General features: G+C 41.6%; 7 protein-coding genes. 2 read left to right on the top strand and 5 right to left on the bottom strand.

Annotated elements, in window-relative coordinates; genetic code table 11:
- The first annotated feature begins 76 nt into the window (after window positions 1-76).
- Window positions 77-1,396 (top strand): LamG-like jellyroll fold domain-containing protein, encoded by a 1,320-nt coding sequence (locus FLL46_RS20470; protein WP_142933211.1) that lies wholly within the window; start codon window positions 77-79, stop codon window positions 1,394-1,396.
- 254 nt (window positions 1,397-1,650) lie between these two features.
- Window positions 1,651-10,956 carry an RHS repeat-associated core domain-containing protein gene (locus tag FLL46_RS20465; protein WP_142933210.1) on the top strand — a complete coding sequence of 3,102 codons (9,306 nt, stop codon included), beginning with the start codon at window positions 1,651-1,653 and terminating at the stop codon, window positions 10,954-10,956.
- A 117-nt stretch (window positions 10,957-11,073) separates the two neighbouring features.
- On the opposite strand, the gene FLL46_RS20460 is transcribed toward FLL46_RS20465, so the two are convergent.
- From FLL46_RS20460 to FLL46_RS20440, 5 genes are all read right to left on the bottom strand, one after another.
- Window positions 11,074-12,330 carry a threonine synthase gene (locus FLL46_RS20460; protein ID WP_142933209.1) on the bottom strand — a complete coding sequence of 419 codons (1,257 nt, stop codon included), beginning with the start codon at window positions 12,328-12,330 and terminating at the stop codon, window positions 11,074-11,076.
- Complete coding sequence (locus FLL46_RS20455; RefSeq protein WP_142933208.1) at window positions 12,327-16,595, bottom strand: hybrid sensor histidine kinase/response regulator transcription factor; 4,269 nt, start codon at window positions 16,593-16,595, stop codon at window positions 12,327-12,329. Before FLL46_RS20455 ends, FLL46_RS20460 begins: the two co-directional genes overlap by 4 nt.
- A gap of 193 nt (window positions 16,596-16,788) precedes the next feature.
- Window positions 16,789-18,480 (bottom strand): GMC family oxidoreductase, encoded by a 1,692-nt coding sequence (locus tag FLL46_RS20450; RefSeq protein WP_142933207.1) that lies wholly within the window; start codon window positions 18,478-18,480, stop codon window positions 16,789-16,791.
- Window positions 18,481-18,542: 62 nt separating this feature from the next.
- Window positions 18,543-19,229 (bottom strand): gluconate 2-dehydrogenase subunit 3 family protein, encoded by a 687-nt coding sequence (locus tag FLL46_RS20445; protein ID WP_142933206.1) that lies wholly within the window; start codon window positions 19,227-19,229, stop codon window positions 18,543-18,545.
- The gene (locus FLL46_RS20440; RefSeq protein ID WP_168204262.1) at window positions 19,223-19,798 is read right to left on the bottom strand and encodes a peroxiredoxin family protein; all 576 of its coding nucleotides are present in this window, start codon (window positions 19,796-19,798) and stop codon (window positions 19,223-19,225) included. The genes FLL46_RS20445 and FLL46_RS20440 overlap by 7 nt, the downstream gene beginning before the upstream one ends.
- Window positions 19,799-19,964 lie beyond the last annotated feature (166 nt).

Raw genomic sequence — 19,964 nt, 5'->3', positions numbered from 1 at the left:
TAATTAATTAAATGAGGTTTAAATTAATGGTAAAGTAATCTAACTCGTCAGTGATGTTATTGAAGTGGTTCAGGGTATGAGTGCAATGACAGTTGAACTCTCCAGAAAAAATCAAAATATGGCCTTTTATGTTGGGCCATGGTTAATTGAGCCTGATAAAAAAATAGTATCCAAAGACGATGAAAACATTTCTATTGAAACTCGCTTAATGGAAGTTTTGTGCTATTTGTATCAACACAAAAATCAGATTGTTAGTATTGAACAATTAATTGATAGAGTGTGGCAAGGGCGAGTTGTTGGTAATCACGCAATATACCGGGCTATTAATCAATTAAGAAAAATATTGAGGCAAGAGCAACTCGGCTATGAATGGATTGAAACCGTTCCCAGAAAAGGTTATCAACTGAATATCTCGCCAGAAGATAGTTCTGGTCGTTTATCTCTATTAAGCGGCTTTGATGCCACACACACTAATCAACTTATTAATCAAGCACAGAATCGATTAAAAGACGATGCGTTTAGTTGCGGTGTATCCAATATTGAGAGTGTTGATTCTGATAATACTGAGTCCGAAGAGCTTAAGCAGGAGAGTTCCGAGCAGGCAATTAATGTTGCTCAGTCGAAAAAAAAATATCGTTATTTGATCGGGCTAATTGGTGTGGCCTGTTTTGTCGGAGGTGTGTTAATTGGTCATCTGCTTGAGTTTTCCTCAAAGTATTTAGGGGTAAACGAATCTCTTAAAGACTCTGCCGTTGAGCAGGTTTCATTTTCTCATTCTTTGAAAAGCGACTCATCGTCAGTTGCTGTACCAAGTGAAAAAACTTATGCCTTTCAGATGTTAAACATTAAAAAATTTGATGGTGTTAAAGATTTGATGAAAATTTCGAATCTGGATGTACTCAATGTCGGTGAGTCTGATTTTGCCATCGAAGTCTGGGTAAAAACGCAAGAAGAATTTGGGGTAATTCTCGATAAAAGGGCGATGGATTTTCCTGTGACGGGGTACGAATTGATGATTTATGATGGACGGGTTTTGCTTCAGCTAGGAAGTCAAAGTAGCGGCTGGAGTAATTATTTTGATCCAGAATCGCTAAAAGTTTCTGATAACCAATGGCATCACCTGGTCGCGAATGTGAGTCGAAAAGATGAAAGCCCTGATGTTCATTTATACGTTGACGGTAAACTGGTATTAAAATCCAAACGGTACAAAGTTTCAGGCAGTCTGGATACTGAAGCAGACTTATTGATCGGCGCACACCAAAATGGTGGTTATAACTATAAGGGTCATATTCAGCAAATAACGATATACAAAAGATTTTTAACCGAGCAAGAAATTCGCAAAAATCTCCGAGAACAGGCGACTTACAAATGTAAAAGATGCCAGTTACTCAAGTAGTTTTCACGCACGAAAAATACATACACCTCCATTCGAGATTTACCTTCTTGATCTTCTCTGTATTTGATATTCGTAAAGTTCATTAGTTATTTCATTACCTGTTTTTCTTTTCATTAACTCCCATTAACTGTTCCATTAACTTTCAGTTTTCTAGTGATGATAGCATCGGAGGATTAGGGCTAACGCGGCCTGATAAAGATTCAAAATAAGCCATGAAGAGCTTTGGCTAAAGAAAGTTTGGGGGGAAGAATAAAATGAAAGCAAAGAAACTGGTTGCTGCCTGGTTGGGGATTTGTATTCTGGCGATTTGGACGTATACGATTTCGGCCGCTGAAGTTGAAACTCAGCGAGTAGATGAGTGTCGAACAATGTCGTCTTCATCAGGAGCATCTCTTTCAAGACAGGCACAACAAGATAATAACAAAGCGGCGTCACTGCCGATTGGAGGAGATTGTGATGGCGGTGGGAGCAAACCGCCGGTCACACCAAGTTCTATTTCTGTTCCAAGTTCTAACGCTAATGGGAGTTATTCGGTCAGCTGGAGTCGCTCATCTACAGCGACTCGGTACGAACTTTATGAACAAAAAAACTCGGGTGCCTGGAAAAGTGTTTACAAAGGACCGGGTGTTAGCAAGAGAATGTCCGGCAAAACCGATGGAAAGTATCGATACCGAGTACGGGCCTGTAATTTAAAAGGCTGTAGCGGTTATCGATACACTTTGACTATGACAGTCTCAATTCCGAAGCCCGGTACACCATCCTCCATTTCTCGCCCATCATCAAGCTCTACCGGTAGTTATACTGTCAGCTGGGGCGCTGCGAGCGGTTCCGTGACCAGGTACGAACTTTATGAACGAAAAAATTCAGGTTCGTGGGTGTCTGTTTATCGCGGTGGAGCGCGTTCGAAAGCTTTATCGGGAAGAGGCAATGGCAGTTACACCTATAGAGTAAGAGCATGTAACAGCTCTGGTTGTGGTGGTTATAGAACCAGCGCTAGCACATCTGTTTTACATAGGCCGGGAACACCAAGTTCTATCGCGGTTCCAACAAAAAGTAACGGCAGCACTTTTACAATTAGCTGGGGCGCATCATCGGGCACCGTCTCTCGTTACGAACTTTATGAAATGCAAGATGTAGTCGATGGACCGCCACCTTGTATTCCGGCTACGGCAACATCAGGCACAGTACAAGATCGGCTAACTGGTAAAAGCCTCGAATCAAATAAGACTGCAAGGCTTGATAAAGATAAAGTGTCTGAAGACAAAATTATCGCCCCCAGCAAAGTTTGTGAGCAGAACGGTAAGATAACTACACGCGCACCGGGCAGTTGGAGTCGAATATACAGTGGTACTGCTCGTAGTAAAGGAATCAGCGGAAAAAGCAACGGCGTTTTTAGTTATCGGGTGCGTGCTTGTAATAACTCCGGTTGTAGCAGTTATCGAACTGGCTCGAATAAAACCAAAGTAACCATTCCCGTACCTGGTTTTCCTGCTTCCATTACAGCACCAACCTCAACAAGTACATCGGGTAGCTATACGGTTTCCTGGGGTATTGCCAGTGGAAAAGTTGGTTATTACGAATTGTTTGAGCAAAAAAATGGTGGTGCGTGGAATCGAATTTACAGTGGTCCCAGCCGATCTAAATCTCTCGTGGGAAGAAACGATGCGGCGTACCGTTATCAAGTGAAAGCTTGTAATGAAACTGGTTGTGGCGGTAGCAGATATAGTAGCAGTTTTAGTGTACTGAAAAAGCCGACCATGCCGGCGTCGATCAGTGTACCGTCAACCAATACCTCCGGCAGCTATTCTGTTCATTGGGGATTTGCCCTGGGGACAGTCGCTCGTTATGAATTACAGCAAAAAAAGAACTCAGGAACATGGACTGCAGCGTATAGCGGTACTTCGACATCTCGTGCTTACTCCGGGGTTAGCGATGGAAGTTATTTGTATCGCGTAAGAGCGTGCAACAGCAGTGGCTGTAGCGGCTATCGAGCCAGTGGCGGACTCAGTGTTTTACAGTTACCAGGAAACCCCAGCTCAATTAACGTCGCTTCTACCAACGTGACAGGAAGTTATCCTGTCTCCTGGGGCGGTGCGAGTGGAACTGTCGCTCGCTATGAGCTTTATGAATATGATAATCGTGAACCCGATGATATTTGTCCACCACAGCAAAATTCTCTAACCAGAGTCGACGCAAAGGCTCAGCAAATTGAAACCGCGTTACCGATTGATGACTGTGAGTTTAGTCAGCCCAACCCGAGTACGGCGAGAACCTGGGTAAAAATTTATTCTGGTTTGTCGCTGAATAAAGTGTTGTCCGGCAAATCAAGCGGTCAGTTTAAATACCGGGTTAGAGCTTGTAACGGTACTGGTTGTAGTAGTTTTAAAAATAGTGGATTTATTACTATTGACAGGATTGGACTGATCAGTGGTTTTTCTGTTCCTGCAAATAACGTTGATGGAAAATACACTGTTTCTTGGGGGAATGCCTACAACAGCAAACGCTATGAACTCTATGAAAAAGTTGGCAGCGGAAATTGGGGACGAGTCTTCAGTGGTGTTTCTCGAAGTAAGGCCTATTCTGGCAAAACTGATGGCTCGTATAGTTATAAGGTCAGAGCTTGTAATGATAGTGGCTGTGGTAATTATGTAGGACCAAAAACTGTTGAGGTGTTATTTCCACCCGGTAAACCAACGTCGATTTCTGTTCCTGCAGATAACTCAGGTAATTACACTGTTTCTTGGGGAGCAGCCTCTGGCAGTGTGGCTAAATACGAATTGTATGAACAATCTGATGGTTCAGGATGGAGTCGAAAATATAGTGGAATAGAGCGTTCTAAAACATTTAACAAAAACAGCACAGCAGAATATTCATATAAAGTCAGAGCCTGTAATAATAGTGGTTGCAGCGATTATCGTCGAGCCACTACATACACTGCAATTATGCGTAGCTCGCCGGAAGCACCGCCGGTACCCCATGTTGAACCTGTGCCTGCAATTGATTCTTTATCAGAATCTGTCGGAAGCACATTTGGTGAGTTCAGGGTTGATGAATCAGGCGCTGCCAGCTATAGCATCCCTGTTTCTGTTCCTGCTGGAACCGCTGGAGTCGCGCCTACATTAACCCTTAACTACAACAGTCACGGCGGTAACGGTGTCATGGGCCATGGGTGGTATCTTGGTGGGTTGTCCGCGATTAGCCGTTGTCGACAAACCTACGAACAAGATAGAACTTCTAAACCTGTTAATTTGACGTCGAGTGATCGTTTTTGCCTGGATGGACAAAGACTCATGCTCCATTCGGGTAACTATGGTGCAAATGGTGCTGAATATAAAACTGAGATTGATAGCTTCGCTAAAATTGTTTCTTATGGAAATGTTGAGGGCGGGCCAGCTTATTTTAAAGTCTGGCGAAAAGACGGCTCGGTCAGTGAATATGGTCGGACAGATGATGCGCTAGTTGAGGCTAAAGGAACCGTTTATTCTGATCGAAATAAAGTTGCTGTCTGGGCGATAAATCGAATGTCCGACAGTGTCGGTAATTACATCGATTTTGAATATGAAGAAAATGACTCAACCGGCGAAAACCATATTAAGCGGATCAATTATACCGGCAAGATTGGTGCTTCAGCCCATGCGCCTTATAATTCTGTAGAGTTTGTTTATGATAATAGTCGTTCAGATAAACCGACGACTTATTTTGCTGGAGCAAAAACTCAATCGACTCGCCGACTAATTCGTATCGATAGTTATGATAAAAACCGCGCTTATCGATCTTACTTTCTCAATTACTCAATCACTGCAAGTTCGCGTCGCAGCATTCTGACATCGGTTCAGGAGTGTAGTGATAATTCGAAAAGCAGTTGCTTTCAACCGACCACTTTTTCGTGGCAATCGGCGTTGTCTGGTTTAAATGCAAGGCAGATCTCTTCTGTGCCTGATTATCTTCATGCTATTCCAACTGATGTTGATGGAAATGGTTTGCAGGATCTTATTTACTTCACACAGGACGGTACAAGATCGTCTGATTTACATATTTTATTTTCCGATGGAAAACGATTGACGCAACCGGCGACAGATAAATTCTGGGTGAGTTCGAGCGGTATGAATCTGGAACAGTTTAATGAAGCAGTTGCTGTTTCCAATGCGACGGCAAGGGCTGCTGATATTGATGGCAACGGCTTGGCTGATATTGTGTATATGGATAGAAAGTATTGGTACGCGCGCACTTCCAATCGAAAATCTCTCAGTGACAGAAAACTTCTTTTTGCTACTAACTACACGACCGCTAGCAGTAAAATTCGCGCTGCGAAATACGCATACTTTATGGACTTTAATGGCGATGGATTTACCGATGCGCTTTATCCTAATTCGGGTCAGACAAGGCTTCGTTTGAGTAGTTGGGTGACTGGTGAAGGGCAAAAACTGGGCAGTGAAAAAACACTGAGTTTTAACTTAAAAAGCCACTCTGCTGACAACGTTTCTATTTCGCGAACTTTCCTGCCTCAACCGGGTGATTTTAATGGCGATGGATATATTGATGTATTAGCCAAAGTGACAAAAAACTGGTCGGACACCGGTGGTGGGTGCCCGAATGGAAATCAGAGTAGCAATAATGCTGATCAAGAGACGCCCTCGAGTTTAACTGAAACTCGTTATATTGAACCTTGTGACGGTGGAGGAAGCACCAGTTACTCAACCATTACCTGGACGTTATTTACTTCAAATGGAGATTCAACCTTAAAAGAATTTTCTGCTATTTCCGGTGGCGACAAAATTGAGCTGGATAACATTCAGGTTGCGGATATAAATGCCGATGGTTTATCAGACGTTATTTATAAGCACAATAATACCTGGTATTACCGACTCTCTACCGGTAAAGGAATCGGTAGTCAGAAAACTATCGGTGCAATCAGCAACGAAGAACACATGAGATTGATGGATTATAACGGTGATGGATTTATTGATATCGCCTATCCCGGTAGTTCAACCTGGATGGTAAAACTTTGGGGTTATGCTGGTGGATATAATTCGACGGCGACAAATACCTATGCCAGCGTTGGTAATTTGAGCGAAGACATTAACCAGTTTATCGATATCAATGGTGATGGAATGCTCGATCATTTATTGATCGATAAAAGCGCCAATCAACACATTGTAAAACTGTCAAAAAATGCGAGCAGAGCGACTGATAAAATTACTAAGATCACTAATGGATTGGGCGCAGAAACCGAAATAAATTATCTTTCACTCACTGATCCAGATGTCTATACCAAAGAAACCAATGGTTGGGCGGTTTGCTGGTGGCGGTGCTCGCCGATAGTTGAATATGTCGCGCCACTTCAAGTTGTATCTGCGATTGGATCGAGCGCGCCACGGGCCAATGAATCTACGCCAGGTTTGGTTAACCGCAATGCAAAAAGTCATGTTACTTATCGTTATCGTGGTGCGAAGCTTCAAGGTGGCGGAAGAGGTTTACTAGGTTTTCATCAAGTTTCTTCGTTAGATGTACAAACCAAGGTGTTAACATCAACCACCTACCGACAAGATTTTCCGTTTATTGGAAGTCCGCTAGAAACGAAAGTGACCTGGTTAGGAAATAGCTATAACCACACCTCGTCTTCAGGTTTATTACTACCGCCGGTGGATTGTGGATATGACTGCACATTTCAACCGCCTTGTGTTGGAACGAGTACCGCATGTAGTCAACCTGAAATTCCAGCAGGCGCAGTTAAACTCAGTTCTGCGAAAAATACCTGGACGGGATTCGCTGGTCATAACGGTGGCTTTAGTCAACCATCGCAAAAAATCTTGCGACCACGCTTGCTAAAAACAGAAGAAATCAGTTATGCCCTGTCTGGTGAGAAAATTAAATCGGTCACGACTCAATATAATTTTGACTCTCTTGGAAACAACACCGTTTTATCTGTGGAAACCCGTGATGCAAATGGGCAGTTGGCTGCGCGTAAGGACGTACAAAATACTTATTTAAACGATACGTCGTCGTGGCACCTCGGGCGTTTGAGTTTTTCGAGAGTGACCCATTCTAAACCTGGTCATAACGATGTGATTCTGGAGTCTTCATATAGTTATGACGCTGATTCCGGTTTGCTTAAAGAGGAAGTTGTTGAACCGAATGGTAATGTTAGAGAATTACTTAGGACTGTTTATCAGTATGATGATTTTGGTAACAGGATCAAAACGACAAAATGTAGCCAGCAGGTGACTGGGTGTGGAACTAACACTCAGCAAGAGATAGGCAATCCACTTTTTGTTAATCGATATGGTGTGGAAAAATATAATAGCGATGGTCGTCATGTCGATGAAGTATACAACTCGGATAATGCTCGTACATCAAAGATTTATTCCAGAGGTCAATTTGGGCCGACTAAAGTTGAAGACTCTAGCAGCGTAATCAGCGAACTCAGCTATGACAATATGGGACAACCCTATTTCACACGGAGTAGTCTGGGGGAGTTCAGTCATACAACTTCACGGTTGTGTTCTCAAGTAGCTTGTCCTTCTCATGCTTCTTATCGAGAGAAAATCCGGCGAGGAGGAAAACCTGAACAGTGGTCCTATTACGATGTTATTGGCAGAGAGGTTAGGAGTGCCATTGAGGGGTTTGATGGGCGTCAGGTATTCGTGGATACGGAGTATGATTTATTAGGTAGAGTCAAGCGTAAAAGTGAACCTTATTATTCTGGGGATGTTATTTATTGGACGCATTTTAATTACGACATACTCGGACGACTAATTTCCACCAAACTACCCGATAATTCGTCATCGAGCGTACAGTATGCTGGTTTGGTTGTTACTTCGACTAACCAATTATCACAACAAAAAATAGAACGCATTAATGTGTTGGGAGAAGTAACTGAAGTAACAGACTCTCGCAATCACTCGATGCAGTTTAGCTATGATGTTTTAGGTAACGCTATTTTGATAAGCGATGCGAAAAATAATCTGACGCGCGTAGCCTATGATCGATTAGGAAGAAAAATATCAACTCAGGATAGCGACAAAGGGTTATGGCGTTATCAATATAACGCGGCTGGGGAAATTGTTGTTCAGCAAGATGCAAAAAATCAGAAGATTGAAAACTATTTCGATAGTGAAGCTAGGTTGATACGAAGGATAGATCGCGATAGTGATGGCATGATCAGTGCCGAGTCTACCTGGACATTTGACAGGCTAACTCACGGACTATTGTTGTCTGAAAAAACACTCACCTCTGATTACGAAAAACAATACGCCTATGATGACTTCGGGCGGTTGTTTCAACAGAGCCATATCATTGGCGGGATAAATTACGCGGAAAAAATTACTTACGATCAGTTTAATCGCCAGTTTCAATATTTTGATGTCGTTGGTGACAATGTCGCTTATCGAAATATCTATAACGAATTTGGTTACCTTAGCGAGCAACGAGAAGAGTTGAGTGGTGTCAGGTACTTTAAGATTATCACTATGAATGCGCGTGGTCAGATTACAGAGCATCGAAGTGGTAATGGTGTTTCCTCATTCCGTAGTTATGATCTTAGAACTGGGGTAACTAAAAATATCGTATCGGAAGATGGTATTCAGAATATGAGCTTTCAGTTTGACAGTTTAGGTAACTTGTTGAAGCGTGAAGATCATGGCGGCAGTAAAAGTCTTTCTGAATCTTTTACCTACGATGAACTAAATAGAGTTACTCGAGCTTCTGTTGCTGGAGGAGTGGTTCAGACATTTAATTATGATTCGATAGGCAATCTTACTTATAAGTCTGATGTTGGTAATTATACTTACGGCCAAAATGGTGCAGGGGTTCATGCAGTGACTCAGACTAATGGCGTCGGAGGAACCAAAAACTATCTTTATGATGCGAACGGAAATATGGTTTCCGGTAATGGGCGTCAACTGACTTATGGGGTTTCCGATAAGCTAATTAAAGTGACCAAAGGAGAGCATTCCTCTGAGTTTAGTTATGGTCCCCGGCGCAATCGGTTTGAAAGGCGAGATACTCAATCTGGAGCTACTATTAAGCGTCATTATGTTGGTAGTACTGAAGTTATTTATCATGATAATGGGAATGTTGAGTACAAACGCTATATTGGTACAAATACGTTCCGCCGATATCTTTACGATAACGAGAATAAACTGCTCGAAGATATTACTTATTATTTATTCAAGGATCATTTGGGATCAGTAAGCCTAGTTACGGATCAATATAAAAGTGTCGTCGATGAATTTAGTTACGATGCTTTTGGTGCTCGTCGTAATGTTTCGGATTGGAAAAAACTAACTAGTCAACAATTGGCCTCATTAACTGTTGATAGTTTGGTTACATCTCGCGGTTATACTTCCCATGAACATTTAGATGAAGTTGGGTTGGTTCATATGAATGGGAGGATATACGATGCCAAGCTGGGGCGTTTTATTCAAGCCGATCCGTTTGTTCAATCTCCCGATAATATGCAGAACTTAAATCGTTACAGTTATGTCCTAAATAACCCACTAAGCTTTACCGATCCTAGCGGCTATTTCTTTAAAGCTATAGGGCAGTTTTTTAAGCGAAGCTGGCGAACAATTTTATCGACTGCTGTTACCATTGTAGGGGTTATATTGAGCCCGTACACGGGTGGGGCATCGGTTATTCTAGCAGGGATGCTATCTGGTTATATTGCAACGGGGACAATGCAAGGGGCGGTAATTGGTGCATTTAGTTCGGCGGTGTTTATGGGAGTTGGAGTGGCATTTCAGGAAATGAGCGGGTTCGCGGCATATGTCGGAAAAACTGCTGCCCATGGAGTTGCGGGCGGGGCGATGAGTTATTTACAAGGTGGAAAATTTGGTCATGGCTTCATTAGTGCTGGGCTAACCCAATTTGCCAGCGGTGCAATAGATAGTATCAAAGGTATTGGTATAGCAGCTCGAACTGCTCGTGTGTCAGCGGCGGCAGCTGTAGGTGGTACCGCTTCTCAACTTACTGGTGGAAAGTTTTCTAATGGAGCAACTACTGCGGCTTTTAGCAGAGCGTTTAACGATGAGCTTCATTCCCGAGGAAAAAATCCTGATAGAAAAAAGAGGAGAGCAATCCGACGCGCGAAAAGAGACGCTAGAGAATTAGCTAAGGCTTTTCAGACGACTCCACAAAGAGATCAGATGGTGGAGAACTGGGTGACCAATGGTAGACCCTCCGGCCGTAACGGACTTCACGTGAAAGGTACAGAGTTCGGTAATAGCGGGACAGATAGCACCGGTATCACTAATCCTGACCAGGTTTTGGTTGGGGAGCAGGCTCCTGGCGTTTATGGTGGTACTCTGAAGCTAGTTGCTAATGTAGATGTTGCAGTTCACAGCCATGGATTAGAAATGAACACCGGATTTTCTCCGGCTGATGTCGCGAACTTCCAGGGGCTTATGGATCAGGGAGTAAGCCCTTATGTTTATACTGCCGAAAATAGTACTCTGTACTCACTTGGAAGAGTTATTGTACATCGACGACCGTTTCTTTTTATTGGGCGTGTTCGTCCAGTAGCAGTAACCCGTTCGCGTGTTGTACGTCGTTGGCCCTGAATAAAAAATAAGCTGAGTTTTGAGTTACTGATTAAATTAGGCTTAAAACTCGGCTTAGTTATTTTTATGACGGCCGACTATCACTAAAGTGAAGAAAATCCAAAATTGATGAAATGCTCATACAAACAGCAGTTTTCTAACATTCGGCAAATATTTTTCAAACGACCCTGTATTGAACGCAACTACCTTGTCTCCAGATTGAATGAGACCTCGCTCAATTGCTGGTTCAATGGCTGCGAGTGTGGCCGCGCCTTCTGGGCAAATCCAAATGCCATAATTGTGATAGATCGATTTTAGATTTTCCTTAATAGAATTTTCATCAACAGCTAACGCGGCGCCGCGACTTTTTCGGATGATATCGAGTACCTTAAAGTGGCCTACGCCACCGGGCACATTAAGGCCTGTTGCAATCGTTTCACCAGCTTCAACAATTGTAGAATCATCTTGGTTGCTATCAAATGCATTAACAACCGGCGCTGTTTTTTCTGATTGAACGGAGATAACTCTTGGGCGTTTATCGCCAATCAATCCCAAGGCTTGTAATTCGTCAAATGCTTTCCACATACCTAAAATACCTGTCCCGCCCCCGGTTGGATAAAGAACAACATCTGGCAGAGACCAAGCCTGATTAAGTCCATCATTTGGCTCCGCAAGTTCTAGTCCAAGCGTTTTCTTTCCGTCTATGCGCCAGCCGGGTTCCTGAAAAGTAGCCATATTAAAATAGCCTTGCGGCACATATTTTTCTTTCATTAACTGACCGGCTTCCTTGATGGTTCCTTTCACCAATTCTATAGTGACATTGTCGTGCATTTTAGCTAGCGCTGAAACACGACCAAGAATTGGCATTGGCGTATCATCAGGCATTATGACGACCGATTCCATATTGGCTTTCATGGCATACTCTGCCAGAGAGTCTCCAGCGTTACCTTGAGTCGGCACGACAACTTTTTTAACGCCAAACTGTTTCGCCATTGAAATCGCCATACTCATACCGCGATCTTTAAAGCTACCTGTTGGGTTCGAGCCGAAATTTTTGTGAGGTTGACCTTCATCCTTAAGAAATAAATTAAAGTGATGTTTCTTTGCTAGCGGATGTTGATGTAGCGGTATTTCAGGCGTGTACCCTTCGCCCAATGAAACGATGTTTCTTCTATCTTGTTCATTGTTGATGTCGAGCGCTAACAGGGAGCCAAATCGCCACATCGATTTGAGCTGTGGACGATACCAGCTAAATTCAGGTAATTCTTCTTTGACTTTTGCTACATCAATGATTATTTCGAGAGGCCTCCCATCTTTGGGGCAAAGGTTCATCAAGTCTGTTTTGGGATACGTTGTTGCACAGTAAGTACAACAAAGTTTTGATACGTAGCTCATGGGACGTCACTCGGATTTGTTGATGTTGAAGAGGTTGATGTTGAAGAGTCATCTGTGTTTAATAATTTAGCATAGTGGCTTGGCGAACAACCATACTGTGCTTTAAAGCACTTCGCAAAATGACTGTGAGAGGAGAAGCCAACGTCAAAGCCTGTGCTGCTTGGTGCGTGTCCCTGCTTGAGTAATTCGCAGGCCTTTTCCAATCGATATCGCTTGATATATTCCGAGCAACTCATATTCAGAATTGATTTTAGTTTCCGCAATAGCTGGCGCTCGCTCATAGCGATTTCTTTCGCGACATAGTTAATTCGTAAATCTGATGATTGATAGTTGGTGTTTAATATTCGGTTGAGCTTTTCAATAAATTGACTATCCCTTATATCTGGCTGGTTGATTGTAGTGTTTTTTTCTTCGTTTAAATGGAGTTTTTTAGATGCATCAAAAACCGTCTGGCTGAACCGTTGTCGAAGTATGTCTCTTATTTCAAGTAAGTTTTGTATACGAATTAGGAGTTCTTCGACATCGAAAGGTTTTGTCAGATATTCATCTGCTTTTTCGTGCCAGCCTTTCAAGCGGCTTTCTCGGTCTCCCTTAGCCGTGAGTAATATTATTGGAATATGGTTGGTTGCATCTTGTGCTCTTAGAGTGCTGGTTACTTGGTAGCCGTCTAATTTCGGCATCATGATATCACTGATAATAATGTCGGGTATTTCTCTGGTGGCGACCTCGACACCTTCTTTTCCATCTTTAGCGGTTAAAACCTGATAGTTAGTTTGCACGCTCTCAACGATATAGTTGCGCATATCATTATTATCTTCAATTATGAGAATTGAGTTTTGTTTGACTTGATCACTCTCTACTAATATTTCGCTTTCCGAGGAATTAATTTGATCAGTAACGCTCATTAACTCCATTGCAATAATTTCTTCATTGGAATGTTCGCTGACTTCGAGTGGGCCAACTGGGTTAATTATTGGCAGAGTTACTGTAATGGTTGTGCCCTCCCCAAGGGCACTTGTTAGATTGATTTTTCCTTGATGGGCTTCAACTAATTCTTTAGTTAGAGCAAGGCCAATTCCCGCGCCGGTTATTTGTTCGCTTTGCTCATCTAGAACCCGGTTGAAACGCTCGAATACCTGTTTTTGTTTATCTTGTGGAATTCCGATTCCAGAGTCAGTGACTGTAATTCTTAATTGTTTGTTGAGGATAACTGACTCGATAGAGATGTTTCCGCCAGGCTTGGTATATTTGATGGCGTTGGATAACATGTTGAGTACTATTTTCTCAAGCGCGTCAGGAGTAAACTCGAAATAAACTTCATCAAGTTGCTTAATTGAAAAATGAATGCCTTTTTCCTTAGCGACATCGGCGAAAGCTTCTGCGATTAGTTTTATTGTTGCCGCGAATGCCTGAGGGGATTTTTGAGTAATTGATTTTACTCTAAATGTTTCCATGTTAAGTAACTGATCGACCATGCGTAGAAGCCTGTATCCATTCCTTTGAACAACGTTTAATCGATGTGTATCTTCGTCATTTCTATTTTTTTTTAGTATTTGAGAAATCGGTCCTAAGATTAGCGTTAACGGTGTTCTGAACTCATGAGAAACATTGGCAAATTCTTCATTTTTGCGTGACAGGAGCTGTTCGACTTTGTTTTTTTCTTTTGCGAGCTCTTCTGTTCGTCTGTTAACTGACTTTTCAAGTTCTTGAGACCGCTTGGTCAGGGCTTTGGTTCGATAAGTAACAAAGGAATAAATTGCTAAAACTATTGTTAAGAAGTAAATCAGGTATGCGGTTTTGGTCATCCAGAAGGGTGGGAGGACTTTGATATTAATTTCTTTTGGTTGCGACCACAGCCCATGTTTGTTGGCTGCTTTAACCTTAAAAACGTAGTCTCCTGCTGACAGGTTGTTGTAGTTAGCGCGGCGATAACTTGCATCAGTGTAAATCCAGTCTTTGTCATAGCCTGAAAGTTGGTAAGCATATTGGTTTCTTTTCGGATCGCCGAAGTGGATGCCGGCGAATTCAAAGCCTATGATATAGTCTTTGTGCGTCAAGGTTAGGTCCGTTGTGTAGGAAATATCTTTGTCTAGTTTGAAACCGTTGTAATCTTTGCCTGGTTGTACTTCTTTGTTGAAGTAGAATAATTTTCTGATGTTTACTTTTGGCGGGTGTTTGCTGTGTTCGATATCGGATGGGTTGAAAATATTTAGTCCTTTTTTTCCGCCAAAATACATATTTTCGTCTGAGTCTATGATTGCTGAGTTAGGTTCGAAATAGTTACTTTGCAAGCCATCACTTTTGTGATAGTTGTAAATGGTATTTGTGGAAGGTGTTATGCGAGATATACCGTTATCACTTCCAACCCAAAGGTCTCCAGAAGCTGACTCCACTATTGAATAAAGTTTCTTTATTGCATGTAATTTTTCGCTATCGGTATAAGCTAAAATTAGTTTGTCGTGTATGTCAAAACCGAATAGACCTATATTTTCGATACCAATCCAGAGTCTTTCTTGACTGTCTTGGAAAATTTTCCTAATCGGCTTATCCTGCCATTTTGGCGGTAGCAAATTAGATTTTTTTAAAGTAAGAGAAGGTGTTAGTTCGAAAAGACCTTGCCAAGTCGCGACTAATACTCTTTTATTCTTTTGTTGCAAAATATTATACGCGTAAATAACATCATTATTCTCAACGTTTATCTTTGTAGGAATTGTCAACTCCTTTTTTTTATAGTAAACACCATTTACTGTTCCGATGTACAAATTTCCAGATTCGTCTTCAAAAAAATCAAATACTAAGGTATCTATCGTATTGCCAAAAATGTTGTCGATATTTGTCTGATTCTTTGCTATGTAATTAGGGCCTTGATTAGTACCTATATAGATATTTCCTGAACTATCTTCAAAGAGCTTGAATATATTATCACTAACTAGCTTTTTTCCTCGTATTGAGTTAGTTGTGTAAAGTTCGCACTTATTGTCATCGAGATTTACTTTGGCTAGACCTTTTTCTGTTCCTAACCAAGTTATATTGTTCTTTCTTTTTAAGACAGATTGGATTTTTATAGAGCGCAAACAGCTAAAACTGGACTCTCTGTTGTCGTATAGTTTAAATTCAGTTGTCTTAGGGTCTACCCAGTTCAATCCATTATTTCGAGTTCCCAACCAAATCGACCCATTGAAATCAGTCATTAGCGAAGTAATAGTATTGTCAGAAATCGAACTAGTATTACTTCTTTCGTTTTTATGATGCGACAGAGTTTTGCTATTGTTCAATACATAAACTCCGTCGTCAGCTGTACCTATCCATAAGTTATTTTTATAATCTTCGGTAATTGATTTTACTTCAATTGAATGAAGAGTATCGTGAAAACTTTCGACTTTTTTAGTTGTTTCATTGTAAACAAACAGACCTTTGTTTGTTCCTGCGAATAACCTTCCAGAAATTGACTCGTATAAAGAATATACGATGACTTTTCCCTGACCGGGAAAAGGTATATCTATAAATATATTGTTCTTTTTATCGTACTTTAACAACCCTCCATAGTATGCAATCCAAACATTTTTATTTTTTTTGGTTGTTAGAATCTTGTTAACTTGCGAAATTGTGAACTCTTTTGTTTTTCCAGAAAATGAAAGAAGGTGCTCTACTTCTCCTGTTTTTTTGTTGATTCTATCTATACCAATGTTGGTGCCTATCCATAAGGTGTTTTCATCGACATCTGAAATGGTATAAACTAAATTAGAATTAATTGTTAGAGGATTGCTTGGGTCGTGTTTAAAGTTAGTGAAATTTTTCGTTTTTGTATCGAATCTACTTAATCCATTATTTGTCCCTGTCCAGACAATACCATTGTCTTGAAGTTCTATAGAGAAAACCGTATTAGCCGCGATTGAGTTATGCGAATGTTCTTTATTTCTGAAAACTGTCGTCTCATAGCCATCAAAATTTACAAGACCATCAAATGTCGCCATCCAAATTAACCCATTTTCATCCTGAGCTATCTGAATGACTGTTTGATGGGGAAGTCCGGCATCCTCACCAATTCTACTAAATTTAACCGTTGGCTCTGCGATGCAAGTCGCAATATAAAAACAGAGAGTAAAAGCCAATGAATACTTTATAATTTTGGTTTTTAATTGGGAAGCAACGTTATTTTTTTCTAAAGATAAATGTATCAGTGAATAATATTGGAAAAGAGGTTTTTGTAATTTAAAGGGACGAACGAAGTTTGCAGGTAAATTGTTTGGGTACTTCCATAACATTACTACATTCCTATTTACTTTATTTCATAACAAATTTAGCATGCAATGGTTGTCTTTTAAACTGTTTAATTCCGTATTGTTTCTAATTGAGCTGTTGTTGCAACTGTTCTTACTCATGTGTAAGTATCAGTAGGTTAAAATTTTTTTTAAACCTGTAGTTTACGGAATCTAGATTAAGAGGAGGAGCGATCTGCTAGGCAGAAAGCTGCGCCTTAATCTTATCTGCCACCCGAAAAGAATTAGCATAAATAGTCCAGGTAGGCGTAATGCTCCCACCATTAGGCATAAAACTCCCATCAGTCACAAATAGATTATCAGTACCATGAACTCGGCAATCAGCATCTAGAGCAGAAGTTTTAGGATCGTTTCCAAAACGCAATCCACCTGCGATCAAGTTAGAGGTTGGAGAAGTAAAGGCATTGCCATAATATTCCTTAGCACCCATTTGCTTCATCACTTCCACACCTTTGTCGACGACATATTGAGCGACTTTCAGATCGTGAGGGTGAAAGCCGACTTTGACCTTGGCCACGTTTGAACCCCACTTATCTTTTTCGCTACTATCCAGGCTAACATGACAGTTATCAGTTGGTAGCCAATCGCAGAAAACTTCAAACTTAAAATCTTTCGACTGAGTAAAGTGAGATTTAATCTTCTGTTTTAACGCGCTTCCCCATACTAGATTATTGTTATCGTCCCACTTAAGGTCATTTGCTTCGGATGTGGGAGAGGGTGGATCAAACACAAAATCGATTGTCCCACCTTTAACCCGTTTATCGAAGGCGGATTTATCATCGATAAAATACCAGTCCTGAAGTGCCCTGTTAAAGAAAGGACCACGCACAGTTAACTCACTGACTTGTTGTTCGCTAAATTGCGTTAAATCAAAAATTCCGTGGCCCGTTCCGCCGGCGCAACAATGTAAATTTTTACCTATTTGTTGATGTTTATTACCAATTCCATTGGGGTGTTTTGGACCGGTTGAACTCAGCAACAATCGGCTCGACTCAATCGAATAACAAGCAATTGAAAATATCTTTGCGCGAATTTGGTGGCTGGTGCCATTTTTATCGAAATAGTCGACTGAACTTGCATTCCCTTTCTCATCGGTATTAATGTGGTAAACCTTGGCGTGGGTTATTACATCGCAATTACCCGTCTTAACCGTGTCATCCAAAAGTGCTGCACGTGAGCTACCTTTGGCGCCCGAATGACATCCATAACTACCACAGTATCCCGAGTATTCGCAGCTCCTTCGATTATTAAAAGGTTGTGACAGTACAGCCCTGGCCATTGGAAATGGATGAAAGCCTAATTGAGTGGCTGCTTTATCAAACCAGCCTGCAATTGGGTGTTCTGCTGTCGGTGGAAAAGGAAAGTCTTTTGTTGAACGGGGCTCAAGATTTGGATGTGGAATAACTTTACCGGAAACGCCAACCACCTGCTCAACTTTTGTGTAGTAGGGTTCAAGATCTTCGTAGCTAATTGGCCAGTCAACAATATTAGCGCCTTCGATAGGGCCAAACTCAGACAATAATCGAAAATCTTCGGGCTTTAATCGATGGAAATAACCACTCATGAAATTGCTGGCACCACCGACAATATTGCCGCCCCAGAATTCACTGGTCGTGTCGCTGGACCAGGAACCATCATCATTCGGTTCTTCTAGAACATGGCGTTCGTCTTCAATCTTGGAACGAAAAATACTACGTCTGGGCAGCATTTCATCTTTTTTAAAATCTTGCTCGTCAAACCAACCGCCTTTTTCGAGTACTGCAACTTTATAACCCGCTTTAGCTAATTCATATGCAATTGGGCCACCGCCAACGCCACTGCCGACAATACAAACGTCATACTCTTTAATCGTTAATGGTTTGTTTTTCATATAATGATATTTCTCATGCCAATCAAACAAAAATCGCTATTTTCAGATTTGCTATTTCCAGACTAGTCAAAATCTCGGTAGGTTTTTCCAGCAACAGGTCTTGGAAAACCTGGCTGATGTTTTAACCACTGCCACCCAATTGTGTCAGTGTTGCCGCCATAGACTGGATCAAGCAAGAGCGCCTCTGTGAGATAATAAACTAATAAAGATAGCCAGTTTTCTCCGGCTTCTGAACCTGCGATTTGTTTCAGAATTTGTTCTTGTTTCGCTGTGGTAATTTTTAGAAAACTGTCACCTTGAGTTTGCTCTGACAAATCTTCCAACCATCCAACGCCTTTCGCGAGAAATTCTGGATCGCCGTCGTCGATATTTTTTTTATCGGTCATTGCGAATTCCAAATAAGCAAGGGCATTGATATCGCGAGCGTTTGGACCATCTCCATCTTCTGGAAACAGGTGCATTTGTACGCTATCGATCACTGTTTTCTGATGCTCATTAAAAACAGAAGTTGTTTTGTTTGAGGTTGATTTTGCAACCGCTTTTTTACTTTCTGAAAGGACTGTTTCATCACTCGTTGGTACACTGGGCTTACAGGCTGCTAGTGCTGCTAAAAGTGAAGTTGTGGCGCTTGTTTTTAAAAAAGCACGTCGATTAAGCCCATTTGAAAGTGTCTCTGATAGGGCTTCGGGTTTATTGTGCTTACCAGAGCCGCGTTTTTGGTCACGGCTGGATGTTGCTGATTTTAACAAGTTTTCGCTTCCTCGCTACAATCTTGGTTGCCGGTTGCTACCTGCGTTGTGTCAGTTTGATTTGGGCCAATCAATTTGTTCCAATGTGCTAACTGGGGCTCAAGTAAATCCGGTACACCGTCTCGATGTTGAATGATGCCGTTAATATCAATAATAAACTCAGTGGGAGTGCCCCAAACACCGTAAAGATCAGTCACTTTTTTACCGTGATCGAAGGCCAGCGGGTAGTTAATCTCAAATCTTTTTTGAAATACCAAAGATTTTTCGACAGAATCTTTTAGCCCAGTGTTGACTGAGATGATTTTTATTTCGTCGGTTAAATCGTTTTGCGCGGCTTTGAGTTTAGGGATTTTTTTCATGCAGTAGGTGCACCAGGTATTCCAGAACACCAAGTACACGGCTTGCTTGCCACGATAGTCGCTTAGCTTAAATTGAGTTCCGTCCATCTGCGTAATGGTGAAATCTGGAGCAATTTGTCCTTCACCGGGCTCGTCGTCTTCAGCAAGTGCGACAGAACTGGTTAAGCTCACCATCAGTATCGCTATCAAGTACTGCTTCAATAATTTCACTATTTCACCCATCCTATTCTATTGATTACCTGGTTTTGACCATTATCTGAGCGCTAAAGCCTTAAAGGCTTTTGACGCTAGCAGTCGATTTGTTACTTAAAGACCGGGTTTTACGGGGAATTGTTACAAGCCTACTAGAAATAGCGGCTTTTGTCAGAGCAACTTA

It is taken from the genome of Aliikangiella coralliicola (assembly GCF_007004725.1).
Taxonomy (GTDB): domain Bacteria; phylum Pseudomonadota; class Gammaproteobacteria; order Enterobacterales; family Kangiellaceae; genus Aliikangiella; species Aliikangiella coralliicola.
The sequence above is the reverse complement of the archived record's forward strand: the minus strand, read 5'-3'. Positions and strand labels throughout refer to the sequence as shown.

Coding starts and splice junctions, on each gene's coding strand:
- FLL46_RS20455 (WP_142933208.1), bottom strand. CDS start 16,595: ATGTTATGGAAGTACCCAAACAATTTACCTGCAAACTTCGTTCGTCCC.
- FLL46_RS20450 (WP_142933207.1), bottom strand. CDS start 18,480: ATGAAAAACAAACCATTAACGATTAAAGAGTATGACGTTTGTATTGTC.
- FLL46_RS20470 (WP_142933211.1), top strand. CDS start 77: ATGAGTGCAATGACAGTTGAACTCTCCAGAAAAAATCAAAATATGGCC.
- FLL46_RS20465 (WP_142933210.1), top strand. CDS start 1,651: ATGAAAGCAAAGAAACTGGTTGCTGCCTGGTTGGGGATTTGTATTCTG.
- FLL46_RS20460 (WP_142933209.1), bottom strand. CDS start 12,330: ATGAGCTACGTATCAAAACTTTGTTGTACTTACTGTGCAACAACGTAT.